Below are 12,576 nucleotides of genomic sequence, written 5' to 3'. Positions count from 1 at the left end.
CCGCACTACCCAGCACCATCCTCACCGGAGCAAAGGAGCCCCCATGACGGAATCACTGAGAGATGCACGACCGGGAGCGACGCCGTCGTCGATCGACTACGTCGCTTTCGCCCAATCGCCCCGCTTCCTCGAGCTGAAGAGGAGGAGGAACCGGTTCGTGATCCCGCTCGCCGTGTTCTTCCTGGTCTGGTACTTCGGGTTCGTGCTCGTCGCCGCCTACCTGCCCGCCGTGATGGCCATCCCGGTCGTCGGATCGGTCAACCTCGGCCTCGTGCTCGGCCTCGGCCAGTTCGTCACGACCTTCGCGATCACCATGTGGTACGTGTCCTTCTCGAACAAGACCCTCGACCCGATGGGCGCAGCGCTCCGCGCAGAGCTCGAAAAGATGGAGCAGAAATGAGCGCCGGCGCCATGATCGTCCAGACCGCCGTGAAGGCCACGGAGACCAACCCCGTCCTGAACATCTCGATCTTCCTCGCCTTCGTGGCCGTCACCCTGATCGTCGTGATCCGGGCCGGCCGCAACAACCGTTCCGCCGCGGACTACTACACCGGCGGCCGGTCCTTCACCGGACCGCAGAACGGCTTCGCGATCGCGGGAGACTACCTCTCGGCGGCGTCCTTCCTCGGCATCGTCGGAGCGATCGCGATCAGCGGGTACGACGGCTTCCTGTACTCGATCGGGTTCCTCGTCGCGTGGCTCGTTGCGCTGCTGCTCGTCGCAGAGCTGATGCGCAACACCGGCAAGTACACGATGGCCGACGTGCTCTCGTTCCGGCTCAAGCAGGGCCCGGTCAGGGTCGCGGCAGCCACGACGACCCTCGCCGTGTGCTTCTTCTACCTCCTCGCCCAGATGGCCGGCGCCGGCGGCCTCGTGTCGCTGCTGCTCGGCATCAACGACAAGCTCGGCCAGTCGGTCGTCGTCGTCGTTGTCGGCGGCCTGATGATCCTCTACGTGCTCATCGGCGGGATGAAGGGCACCACCTGGGTCCAGATCATCAAGGCGTTCCTCCTGATCATCGGAGCCCTCGGGATGACGATCTGGGTGCTCGCGATCAACGGCTTCAACTTCTCCGGACTGCTCGACTCTGCCGTCGCGGCCTCGATCAGCAAGCCCGCTGAGGCCATCCTCGTGCCGGGGCTCAAGTACGGGCACAATCCGCTCGACTTCATCTCCCTCGCGATCGCGCTCGTCCTCGGCACCGCGGGCCTGCCGCACGTGCTGATGCGCTTCTACACGGTCCCGAGCGCCAAGGAGGCCCGTCGTTCCGTGGTCTGGGCGATCTGGCTCATCGGCGCGTTCTACCTCTTCACCCTCGTGCTCGGCTTCGGCGCAGCGGCGCTCGTCGGCGCGGACGTCATCGCGGCGGCTCCCGGCGGGGTCAACTCCGCGGCGCCGCTCCTCTCGCTCGCGCTCGGAGGACCGCTCCTGCTCGGCTTCATCTCGGCGATCGCCTTCGCGACGATCCTTGCGGTCGTCGCCGGCATCACGATCACCGCGGCGACCTCGTTCGCGCACGACATCTACATGAGCGTGATCAAGAAGGGCAAGGGCGACCCGGACAGCGAAGTGAAGGTCGCCCGCCGCACCGTCATCGTGATCGGCATCCTCGCGATCGCGGGCGGCATCGGCGTGCAGGGCCAGAACATCGCGTTCCTCGTGGCGCTCGCCTTCGCCGTCGCGGCGAGCGCGAACCTCCCGACGATCCTCTACTCACTGTTCTGGCGCGGCTTCACCACCCGCGGAGCGGTCTGGAGCATGTACGGCGGCCTCGCCGCTGCGATGATCCTGATCATCTTCTCCCCGGTGTTCTCCGGCACGCCGACGTCGATGTTCGGCGCTGGGGTCAACTTCGCGTGGTTCCCGCTCAGCAACCCCGGCATCGTCTCGATCCCGATCGGCTTCTTCCTCGGCTGGCTCGGCTCCGTCACGAGCACCCGCAAGGAGGACCCTCTCCTCGCCGCCGAGATGTCAGTCCGCTCCCTCACCGGCCACGGCGCCGAGAAGGCCGTCGAGCACTAGCCCGCAGTTACCTTTCCGGTCGAGAGTTCCCGCTCCACGGGTGACTCTCGACCGGAAGAGTGCGGTTCACGGGCCGGGTCTGGCCGGGCCAGCGGATGCCGCGGGTCAGTCCTTCGGGACGAGGGGGCCGCGCGCGACGCGCGTCGGGGCCGCCTGAGCGACGGGCTTGACCGTGATCAGGTCGAGGTTGACGTGGGCGGGCAGTTCGACGCTCAGCACGATCGTCTCGGCGATGTCCTCCGCGGTGAGCGGGTGCTCCACGCCGGCGTATGCGGCAGCGGCCTTTTCCGTGTCGCCGCCGAAGCGGACGAGGCCGAATTCCTCGGTCTTGACCATGCCGGGCGCGATCTCGATCACCCGGATCGGCTCGCCGTTGAGCTCGAGCCGCAGCACCTCCACGAGGGCGTGGGCCGCGAACTTGGCGGCGTTGTATCCGCCACCGCCGAGGTACGCGACGTGCCCGGCGATGGAGGTGACCGTGACGATGTCCGCGCTGCCAGCGGCATCCGTGCGGAGGCCTGCGGCCTCCTCTCGGAGTGTCTCCCGCAGCAGCGGGAGCACGGCACTCGTGACCCGCTTGACCGCGAGCACATTGATCTCGAACATCCAGGCCCAGTCTTCGACAGGGGCGGTCTCGACGCTGTCGAGGCCGCGGGCACCGCCGGCGTTGTTCACGAGGGCGTGCACGGGGCCGGATGCCGCGAGAAAGTCGCGGAGGGCGTCGACGTCCGCCTGCACCGTCAGGTCGGCCGTGAAGACATCGGCGCCGGTTTCCGCTGCGAGGGCCGCGAGCCGGTCGGCACGCCGGGCCACGCCGACGACGTCCCAGCCGTGGGCCCGGAACAGTCGCACCGTGGCCGCCCCGATTCCCGAACTCGCACCGGTCACTACAACTCGCTTGTTTGCCATGGTCCTATTCTGGCGGCACGAGCAGCGGTCGGGGCACACCCGGGGCACACCCGGTAGATGACGCCGTGCGTCCCTGTCGTTCGCCCGGCCATCGCTCGCCTGCGCGCTCAGTTCGGCGATCCGCTCCTCGAGGGGCGCAGCTGCGGTGATACGTAGTCGCTCGGCCTGTCGATCACCGCGAGCGTGCACCGCGAAACGCAGACGAGACGGTCGCGGCCGTCGCTGATCCTCACCTCCCAGACCTGGACTCGTGCACCGAGATGGATCGGGCGGGCGACTCCCGTCACCCATCCGCTATCGACGTGAGCGTCTCCGCACAGGCGACGGACGCGCCGCCGTGGAGCACCAGCCGTCGCACGGTATCCGGATGCGCCGCCGCCCACGCCACAGCGACCAGCGCACCCATCGACGTGCCGATGAGGTCGAACGGCTCCGGACCGAGCTTCGCGACGACCGCGGCGAGCTGCTCCAGCTCGAAGTCCATCGACGGCGGCCGGCTCGTCGGAGCCGACAGGCCGCATCCGGCGCGGTCGTACCGGATGAGCCGGCGGTCCGCCGCCAGACTCTCGTAGAACGCCCGCTCCTCGGGCAGCTGCCAGCTGAGCTCGAGGTGACTGAGCCACCCCGCTGTGTACACGAGCGGCGGACCGGGGCACACCCGTAGATGACGCCGTGTTTCGGCGACATTGCCGACCCCGCGAGCGCGTGCCTAAACTCGCACCCAAGAGCGATGGACGGTCCACGCTCGTCACGGATTACAGGGAGTTCTTCATGAGCGACAACGCGGCCGCCTGGCAGTTCGAAACCAAGCAGGTGCACTCTGGCGCGCACCCCGACCCGGTCACCAACGCACGCGCCACCCCGATCTACCAGACCACGTCCTACGTGTTCAACAGCGCGCAGCACGCCCAGAACCTCTTCGCCCTCGCCGAGTTCGGCAACATCTACACCCGCATCATGAACCCGACCCAGGCCGTCGTCGAAGAGCGCATCGCCGCGCTCGAAGGCGGCACGGCGGCGCTGCTGCTCGCCTCCGGCCAGGCCGCATCGACCTTCGCCGTGCTCAACATCGCCCAGGCCGGCGACCACATCGTCTCCTCGAGCTCGATCTACGGCGGAACCTACAACCTCTTCAAGTACACCCTCGCCAAGCTCGGCATCGAGACGACCTTCGTCGAGGACCAGGACGATGCAGCAGAGTGGGCCCGCGCCGTGCGCCCGAACACCAAGCTGTTCTTCGCCGAGACCATCGGCAACCCCAAGATCAACGTGCTCGACATCTCGCTCGTCGCCGACGTCGCCCACCAGAACGGCGTCCCGCTCATCGTCGACAGCACCATCGCGACCCCGTACCTGATCCGCCCCTTCGAACACGGCGCCGACATCGTCGTCCACTCCGCCACCAAGTTCCTCGGCGGCCACGGCACGATCATCGGCGGCGTCATCGTCGACGGCGGCACCTTCGAGTGGTCGAAGAACGTCGAGAAGTTCCCCGGCCTCACCGAGCCGGACCCGTCCTACCACGGCGTCAGCTACACGGGCGCTGTCGGCGACGGCATCGCGTACATCATCAAGGCACGCGTTCAGTTGCTCAGGGACCTCGGCAGCGCGATCGCCCCCGCGAGCGCCTGGCAGCTGATCCAGGGCATCGAGACCCTGAGCCTGCGCATCGAGCGCCACGTGCAGAACGCCCAGGACATCGCGGAATGGCTCGAGAGCCACCCCGACATCGCCTCGGTCAACTACGCCGGCCTGCCGTCGAGCCCCTGGTATGCGACCGCCAACAAATACGCGCCCAAGGGCGTCGGCGCGGTCGTCTCCTTCGAGCTCAAGGGCGGGGTGGATGCCGGCCGCGCGCTCGTCGACAACCTCGAGCTCTTCAGCCACCTGGCCAACATCGGCGACGTCCGCTCGCTCGTGATCCACCCGGCCTCGACAACCCACGCCCAGCTCACGCCGGAGCAGCAGCTCACGAGCGGCGTGACCCCCGGCCTCGTGCGCCTGTCCGTCGGCATCGAGAACATCGCCGACCTTAAGGCCGACCTCGAGCACGGGCTCGCCGCCGCCCGCGCCGTAGTCGAGGCCTCGCGCGCGAACGCCTGACCCGCACCGCAGCACCCCTGACCGATTCGACGGAGATTCTGCCGGAATTGTACGTTGCAGGCCGTTTTCGGGCCGCGCGAGGCACAATCTCCGTCGAATTGGTTCAGAGAACGATCCGGATGACGGGTCCGTGAATATCCTGTCGGTATGACTGACCTGCGACCGATCGGATACTGGCTCAAACTCGTCGACCAACTGATCAACGAGCAATTCGCGACGACCCTCGAGGAACACGGGGTGACGAGGCGGCAGTGGCAGCTGCTCGGGATGCTGTCCCGCGGACCGGCCTCGGTCGAGCAGCTCACGAGCGGGGTCGCCCCGTTCCTCGACACCGAGGGTGAGACCGTCGTCGAACACCTCGCCGAACTCGTCGAGAGCGGCTGGGTCACGGTGTCGGAGTCCGGGTACGCGATCACCGACCGCGGCAGGCTCGCCTACCAGCGCCTCGCCGAGGTCGTATCGGTGAACCGGGATGCCGCGACCCAGGACGTCAGCCCTGCCGACTACGCCACGACCCTGGCCACCCTCGAGCGGGTGGCCCGCAACCTCGGCTGGACCGGCGAGCCGGAGTGATCCCTAGGCCGCCGTGGTGCCGGTCGCGGGGATCGAGCTCGCGAGCACGGTGTCGAGGACGGCGGATGCCTCTTCGCTCGTCGAGCTCTGGGCGAGTGCGAGTTCGGAGACGAGCACCTGGCGGGCCTTGACGAGCATGTTCTTCTCGCCGGCGGACACGCCGCGCTCCTGGTCACGACGCCACAGGTCGCGGACGACCTCGCCGACACGGTAGACGCTGCCGCTCGCCATCTTCTCCTGGTTGGCCTTGTACCGGCGCGACCAGTTCCCCGGCTCCTCGACGAAGGATTCGCGGAGAACGTCGAACACGGCCTGGACGCCGGCGCTGTCGATGACGTCGCGCACGCCGACGAGCTCGGCGTTCTCGATCGGCAGCTTGATCGTCAGGTCGTTCGCGTGCACGGTGAGGGTCATGAACTTCTTCTCGATCCCCTTCACGGCGCGGGTCGTGATTTCGGTGATGGTGACCGCGCCGTGGTGCGGGTAGACCAGGGTTTCTCCCACGGTGAAATTCATATGCTGCCTCTGTTCGTTGGTGATGCGGGGTTCTCGCGACCATCGTCGGTCGGTTGTGTGGTGGTGTGTGGGGTGCCGGGTTCGCGGCGTCAGGCCGCGTCGACCAGCCATTCGGGGAGGAATTCGACCAGCTGGTCGACGATCTCGTCGTCCGTGACGTCGAGCTGGCCGCGCATCCAGGCGCTGATCAGGGTGAGCGCTCCCCCGGCCACGTAGGTGGCGAAGGACTCGGGGTGCACGACCCTGGGCGTGCCGGAGAGCACGACGAGCGATTCGACGAGGCGGCGCGAGTACGCTTCGATCTCGTCGTCGTATGCCGTGCGGGTGATCGGCAGGTCGAGCACACTCGAGTACAGCGGGTAGTGCTCCACGATGTGGGAGATGAGCCGCTGGTAACCGACCCGTGCGGCCTGGGCCCCGGTGAGGTCGTCGCTCAGCAGGTCGAACCCGGTCACGCCGATCTCGGCGAACTGCTCGCGGAGGAACCCGGTCGCGAGATCGTCGAGGCTGCTGAAGTGCGCGTAGAACGAACTGCGGCTGATCGAGGCCGTGCGCACGATGTCGCTGACCGAGACGGATGCGACGCGCTGGGTCATGAGCGTGCGGACCGCTGTGAAAATGGCCTGCCTGGTGCGTTCCGCCCGGGGGTCCGAGGCACGCACGGCGCTGATTGTACCGCGCACCACGCTTTCTCGGACATACTCGGTGCGGGTCATCAGGACAGTCTAGCACTTCTCGGACACCTGTCCGAGAAGTGGGCAAGGGGGCCGGATGAGCGCCGCAACAACCGCACGTCTCCAGCCGCACGTCTCCAGCCGCAGGGATCTAGCCGCACGAAACAAGCCGCGCGTAACAAAGGGACGTTGGCGCGTCAGACCGGGCAGAATGAGGGCATATGGAATGGCAGACCTCGGCGGACACGGTCCCGTCCAGCTTCATCACCGAGGCTCAGGCGCGCTCGCTGTTCGGCAAGCCCCCGGCGACGGGCGCGTGGCGCGACGGCGACCCCGTCGGCAACCGCAGGTTCCAGGACGTGGGCGCACTCGACCTCGAGGCCGGCGGGCGACTGGGCGCCGTCCGGATCGCCTACGAGACCTGGGGCGAACTCTCCCCCGCGCGGGACAACGCGGTGCTCGTGCTGCACGCCCTCACCGGGGACAGCCACCTGCTCGGCGCGGCAGGGCCCGGCCACGCGACCGCCGGCTGGTGGGGCGGCATCGTCGGCCCCGGCCTGGCCATCGACACCGACCGCTATTTTGTCGTCGCACCGAACATGCTCGGCGGCTGCCAGGGCAGCACGGGCCCGTCGTCCCTCGCCCCTGACGGCTCGGAGTGGGGCATCCGCTTCCCCTACCTGACCATCCGCGACCAGGTCGCCGCCCAGGTCGCATTCGCCGACCGGATCGGGATCGACGCCTGGGCCCTCGTGGTCGGCGGGTCGATGGGGGGAATGCACGCCCTCGAATGGGCGATCGACCGGCCGGACCGGGTGGAGAGGCTCGCGATCCTCGCGGCCCCGCCCGTGACGACGGCCGATCAGATCGCCCTGAATTCGGTGCAGATCGAAGCCATCCGCAGCGACCCGCTGTTCCGGTCCGGCGATTACTACGACGCCGTCGACGGCGACGGTCCGACCCGCGGGCTCGCCCTGGCCCGGCGGATGGCCCTGCTGAACTACCGCAGCCCGTCCGAGCTCAACGAGCGTTTCGAGCGCGGCTGGCAGAGCCGGATCTCCCCGCTAGGCTCCGGCGGCCGGTTCGCCGTCGAGTCCTACCTCGACTTCCACGGCAACAAGTTCACCCGACGTTTCGACGCGAACAGCTACATCGTCCTCGTCGAGGCGATGAACTCCCACGATGTGACCCGCGGCCGGGGTTCCCTCGCCGAGGCCCTCTCCTCGATCGAAGCAACCACCCTCGTCGTCGGAATCGACAGCGACCGGCTGTTCCCCGTCGAGGGCCAACGCCGGATCGCGGCACACCTCCGCAACGGCCTCGACGGCACCGAACCCGTCGTGCTCTCCTCGAGCTATGGCCACGACGGCTTTCTGATCGAGAATGCCGCCGTCGGCGAGCAACTCGGCCGCCTGCTCCGCTGACCTTCACGACGGCTGGACGTCGGCCGGTTCCGCCGGCTATCACACCGACTTTTCCGCTACCGCCCTGCGATTGACAGGGCAGGCATTCCGGACGACCCTGACAGGGAGCCCGGCCACTGCCTGCCTTGTCCAGACCGCCCAGCGAAGAGGAGTCCCGTGATGAAAGCCGGCTACGTCGTCATGGTCATCGTCGGAACGCTGCTCGCCGTGTCCGGCATCGGCTTGCTCGCGGGCGGAGTCGCCGTTGCAACGGTCGCGGCACAACAGGGCAGGGACGGGTTCCTGACCACGCCGAGCGGCTCATTCTCCGTGGCCTCGTATGCGATCACCTCACCGAACCTCACGACGGAGAGCGACTCAGGCACCGGGACCAGCACCCAGGCGGGGTCCGGCGGGATGCCCTCCGGGCTCGCGACCGTGATGCTCGAGGCGACGAGCGTCCGCGGCACCGGGGTCTTCATCGGCATCGCACCGCGGGCGGAGGTGGAACGCTACCTCGCCTCCGTCGCGCACAGCGAGCTCACCTCCGTGAACTCCACGCCATTCCGCACCGAGTACCGCGAGGTGCCCGGCAGCAGACGTCCCGCCCGTCCGGGCAGCCAGACCTGGTGGACGGTCGCGGCCTCCGGGCCGGGAACGCAGCGCCTGGTCTGGCCGGTCGTGAGCGGCGACTGGGCCGCCGTCGTCATGAACGCGGATGCGACGCAGGGCGTTGACGTAGAGGCGCGGGCCGGCGTCCGGTCCGGCCTCTTCGTGCCTGCGGCGGTCGCCCTGTTGCTCGGCGGCGGGCTGCTGCTCGTGGCCGGGGTGCTCCTCGTGGTCTTCGGCGCGTTGGGCCTCGGGAGGCGCGACGCCGCACAGGGGCCGGACGACCACGACGGCGCTGTCGGAACGACGGGCACTGCCGGAGCGATGGGCGCTGCCGGAGCGATGGGCGCTGCCGGAGCGATGGGTCCACCTGGTCCGGTCTACCCAGCCCGCCTCGAGGGCACACTGCAGCCCGACGTGTCCAGGGGATTGTGGCTCGTGAAATGGATCCTGATCTTCCCGCACGTCGTGGTGCTGTTCTTCCTCTGGTTCGCCACGTTCGTGACGACGATCGTCGCGGGCTTCGCCATCCTGTTCACCGGCCGGTATCCCCTGGCCCTCTTCACGTTCAACGTGGGCGTGCTGCGCTGGAGCTGGCGCGTCGGCTTCTACGCGTATTCGGCGCTCGGCACCGACAGGTACCCGCCGTTCACTCTCGCCCCGGCCGACTATCCAGCCGACCTCGACATCGACTACCCCGAGCGGTTGTCCCGGGGGCTTGTCCTGGTCAAGTGGTGGCTGCTCGCGATTCCACAGATCCTCATCGTGTCCGCCCTGACGAGCACCCCGACCGCTCGCTACACGATCGGGGACACGACCTATTCGACGACGACCGGAGTATCACTCCTCGGTCTCCTCGTGCTCATTGCGGGGCTGATGCTGCTGTTCACGGGCCACTACCGGCAGTCCCTGTTCGATTTCATCCTCGGTATCGACCGCTGGGTGTTCCGTGTGGTGGTGTACACCGGACTCTTCCGGGACGACTATCCACCGTTCCGCCTCGACCAGGGCGGGACCGAAACGGGGGGCACCGGACCGGGGGGAATCGACGAGGCTGCTAGGGTGAAAACGACCTGAGGAATCACGGATGCTGACCCGACAAAGCTCGAGGCGCCTAACTGTTCCCCCTGCACGCGCCCAAATACCCCCGGTTCGCCCCGTTCCCGGCGAACCCCCCGCACGCGTGGCCCGTAAACAAGGCACATTCGTGAAACTGAGCGCCACGCGCGCGTCGAAACCGGCCGCATCCGGATATGGTGCTTTCTGGAGCACGACGAGGGGTAATGCGACGGGTATGCAACGCATTTTCAAGGAACGGGATCGACTGCTGCGCAGGGGCGCGCAGCTGACCGGGCTCGCTGGTTCCATCGCCACGTTCCTGGCGCTCCTGATACCGGGCGGCCTCGACCGGTTGGCGCTCGCCGTGAGCCTTCCCCTGCTCCTTGTCATCGTCGGCGCCCAGTACTTGCTCGGCCGCAACGGTCACCTGCGATGGGCGGCACTCCTCGTCATCTGCGGGGTGGCCATGATCCTCGTGATCGGCTTCGTCGGCACGGGAACATCGGGACTCAACCTCGGCGAACAGGCAGTGATAGCGTGCGTCGCCTCACCCGCGATCGGTTCCATCGCCCTGGTACTCGTCACCACCTCGCGCCGGCTGATCATGCTGGGCGTCGCCTTCGGCGCGACGCTCGCGAGCGTGCTCGCTGCCGCGCGGCTCAGCACCGACGCACTCGTCCCGGTCATGCTCACGATCACCGGCTGGTTCGCGATCGCGATCGCCGGATGGTGGATCGCGCAGAGCATCCCCCGCGTCATGCAGCGCATCGCAGAAATCGGCCGTGCGCACCTCGCCGAACGGCACGCGAGCGAACTCGAGGCCCAGCGCCGGCAGGACGCCAGGCTCCTGCACGACACCGTCCTCGCGACCCTCACCCTGCTCGCGCACTCGGGCGTCGGCGTGAGCCCCGCCGCTTTGCGGCAGCAGGCCGGCGATGACGCCCGGCTGCTCAGGCAGCTCCGGCTCGGCGGGCTCCCGACCCCGCACCGCTCCGGCGTCTACACGCTCGAACCCGCGTCGGAGTCGACCCTCGGCAGCACCCTCGAGTCCGTGAAACAGCGCTTCAAGCGGATGGGGCTGGACGTGGACTGGCACGGGAGCGGCCAGGTCCTGCTGCCGAGCACCGTTCTGGACTCCTTCCTGCTCGCCCTGGGCGAGTGCCTCGAGAACGTGCGCAGGCACGCAGGGGTCGCCCGCGCCGACGTCACGATCACGGACGACGACACGACAGTTCGTGCCATGGTGACCGACGCCGGCGTCGGTTTCGACCTCGCGGCGGTGAGCCCGGAACGCCTCGGTTTCGCCGAGTCCGTCGTCGCCAGGCTCCGCGACGTCGGCGGCAACGCCCGGCTGTTCTCGTCCCCGGGTTCGGGAACGACGGTCGTACTCGAGGTGCCCAAGTGAGCACCCGCGGCGTGACCGTGCAGCCGGAGCGCGGCATCCGTCGACCGGCCAGGCGCGCCGTCACCGAAGCCGGCCCGCTCGCAGAACACGGACGCCAGGAGCGCCAGGATCGCCGCCGCAGCTTCCGCAGGCCGGAGCGAACGGTCAAGACGACGCGCGCCAACCAGAGCGGCCTCGGTGGACGCCACCTCGGGATCGGCCTCTCCGTCGCCGGCGGCATCGTCGCGGCCTACCTGTTCTGGGAGTACGTCGAGCAGTGGCCCCGGTACACGACTCCCGTCCCGACCCTCGTGGCGTGGGTGATCCTCGTGGCGGCGACGGCGTTCGCGATCGCCGTCGTTCAGCGACTCTCCGCACGGATGCCCGACTGGCTGTTCGCGGCGGCCCTCGCGTCCGGCGCGGTCGTCATCGCACTCGACCTGGCCGGCTCGCACGCCGGCGCCGACCGGGGGGTCTTCCCGACCGCCGCCGCCGCGGTCGGGAGCCTGCTGATCGCGCTCGTGACCGTTCGGCGAGGCAGGGACGTCGTCTCTTCCACAGCCGTCCTCGGAACGCTCCTCGCCGTGTTCGCGATCACAGAGCCGCGCAGCAACCCGCTGTCCTTCGCGCCGGAGCTCGTCGCGTTCGGGCTCGCGGTGATACCCCCCCTCCTCGGCGTCGCGATCGTCCGCTCGTTCCACCGGATGGTGCAGCGCGAACTGGACCTCGTGCTCGTACAGAGCACGGTCTCCCAGCCGCGGTTCGCCGTCGGCATGCTCGCCTCCGAGGAACTCGCGCGGATCGACCTCGACGCGGAGACCCTGCTCGACGATGTGTCCAAGGGCCGCACCGCGCTCCCCCTCAACGCGGCCAAGTCGACGACCGCGTCTTCGCTCGCGACCCAGTTGCGGCTGCACCTCATCCAGGGCCGCAGGGAGACCTGGCTGTACCACGCCATCACGGAGTCCGAGTTCCTCGGCCCCTCGGTGAGCCTCAACGACCCGGCCGGGCTCGCCGGGCTGCTCGATCCCGCCCAGCGCGACGCCCTGCTGCGCACCATCTGGCTCCTGATCAGCGACACCCAGCGCCCCGAGGCATCCGTCGCCCTCTCCCTCGGTCCGATCCGCCCGACGAATGGCCTGATCGACCGGCAGAAGTTACGATTCCCCATCGAATTGGCCACCACGGGTGTGCCTCGGCGCCGGGTCGACCCCGAGACGTGGCAAGCTATCCGGGTAGTTGGCCCGCACATCGCGTCGAGCCGGGGTGGCAGTCTCCACGTGGAGATCGAGTGCAGCATTGACAATCCCGCAGATGCGTGAAA

The 12,576-nt window shown here is 68.5% G+C and carries 12 protein-coding genes; 8 read left to right on the top strand and 4 right to left on the bottom strand.

The annotated features are described in order from the left end of the window. Positions 1-43 precede the first annotated feature (43 nt). Together E3O46_RS14035 and E3O46_RS14030 are read left to right on the top strand one after the other, a co-directional pair. Complete coding sequence (locus E3O46_RS14035; RefSeq protein WP_134560628.1) at positions 44-400, top strand: DUF485 domain-containing protein; 357 nt, start codon at positions 44-46, stop codon at positions 398-400. Further along, positions 397-2,022 carry a solute symporter family protein gene (locus E3O46_RS14030; RefSeq protein ID WP_241975499.1) on the top strand — a complete coding sequence of 542 codons (1,626 nt, stop codon included), beginning with the start codon at positions 397-399 and terminating at the stop codon, positions 2,020-2,022. The genes E3O46_RS14035 and E3O46_RS14030 overlap by 4 nt, the downstream gene beginning before the upstream one ends. 105 nt (positions 2,023-2,127) lie before the next feature. Here the strand turns inward: E3O46_RS14030 and E3O46_RS14025 are convergent, their stop codons facing one another. Together E3O46_RS14025 and E3O46_RS14020 are read right to left on the bottom strand one after the other, a co-directional pair. Beyond that, positions 2,128-2,931, bottom strand: a complete 804-nt coding sequence (locus E3O46_RS14025) for an SDR family NAD(P)-dependent oxidoreductase (RefSeq protein ID WP_134561914.1) — start codon at positions 2,929-2,931, stop codon at positions 2,128-2,130. Positions 2,932-3,214: 283 nt separating this feature from the next. Beyond that, the gene (locus tag E3O46_RS14020; RefSeq protein WP_241975498.1) at positions 3,215-3,568 is read right to left on the bottom strand and encodes an alpha/beta fold hydrolase; all 354 of its coding nucleotides are present in this window, start codon (positions 3,566-3,568) and stop codon (positions 3,215-3,217) included. A 134-nt stretch (positions 3,569-3,702) separates the two neighbouring features. Here E3O46_RS14020 and E3O46_RS14015 point away from each other — a divergent pair, with 134 nt between their 5' ends. Beyond that, positions 3,703-5,034: a bifunctional o-acetylhomoserine/o-acetylserine sulfhydrylase gene (locus E3O46_RS14015; RefSeq protein ID WP_134449788.1), complete on the top strand. Its 1,332-nt coding sequence runs from the start codon at positions 3,703-3,705 to the stop codon at positions 5,032-5,034. Between the two features lie 147 nt (positions 5,035-5,181). Continuing rightward, on the top strand, positions 5,182-5,607 hold the full coding sequence (locus E3O46_RS14010) for a MarR family winged helix-turn-helix transcriptional regulator (RefSeq protein WP_134449787.1): 426 nt from the start codon (positions 5,182-5,184) through the stop codon (positions 5,605-5,607). A 3-nt stretch (positions 5,608-5,610) separates the two neighbouring features. Here the strand turns inward: E3O46_RS14010 and E3O46_RS14005 are convergent, their stop codons facing one another. Both E3O46_RS14005 and E3O46_RS14000 read right to left on the bottom strand, forming a co-directional pair. Further along, positions 5,611-6,123 carry a CarD family transcriptional regulator gene (locus tag E3O46_RS14005; protein ID WP_134449786.1) on the bottom strand — a complete coding sequence of 171 codons (513 nt, stop codon included), beginning with the start codon at positions 6,121-6,123 and terminating at the stop codon, positions 5,611-5,613. Positions 6,124-6,212: 89 nt separating this feature from the next. Then, complete coding sequence (locus E3O46_RS14000; RefSeq protein ID WP_134449785.1) at positions 6,213-6,839, bottom strand: TetR/AcrR family transcriptional regulator; 627 nt, start codon at positions 6,837-6,839, stop codon at positions 6,213-6,215. A 179-nt stretch (positions 6,840-7,018) separates the two neighbouring features. Here E3O46_RS14000 and metX point away from each other — a divergent pair, with 179 nt between their 5' ends. The 4 genes from metX (at position 7,019) to E3O46_RS13980 (ending at position 12,574) form a co-directional block, all read left to right on the top strand. Next, positions 7,019-8,221, top strand: coding sequence for a homoserine O-acetyltransferase MetX (gene metX, locus E3O46_RS13995; RefSeq protein WP_134449784.1), 1,203 nt, complete (start codon positions 7,019-7,021; stop codon positions 8,219-8,221). A 159-nt stretch (positions 8,222-8,380) separates the two neighbouring features. Further along, entirely contained in the window at positions 8,381-9,886 is a 1,506-nt protein-coding gene (locus E3O46_RS13990; RefSeq protein ID WP_241987431.1) for a DUF4389 domain-containing protein, read from the top strand. Positions 9,887-10,103: 217 nt separating this feature from the next. Beyond that, positions 10,104-11,273, top strand: coding sequence for a sensor histidine kinase (locus tag E3O46_RS13985; protein WP_134561913.1), 1,170 nt, complete (start codon positions 10,104-10,106; stop codon positions 11,271-11,273). After that, positions 11,270-12,574, top strand: a complete 1,305-nt coding sequence (locus E3O46_RS13980) for a hypothetical protein (RefSeq protein ID WP_134560614.1) — start codon at positions 11,270-11,272, stop codon at positions 12,572-12,574. Before E3O46_RS13985 ends, E3O46_RS13980 begins: the two co-directional genes overlap by 4 nt. Positions 12,575-12,576: the final 2 nt, after the last annotated feature.

The sequence above is a fragment of the Cryobacterium glucosi genome (assembly GCF_004402235.1).
GTDB lineage: Bacteria > Actinomycetota > Actinomycetes > Actinomycetales > Microbacteriaceae > Cryobacterium > Cryobacterium glucosi.
Note: the sequence above shows the minus strand (reverse complement) of the source record. Positions and strands in the feature narration are given on the sequence as shown.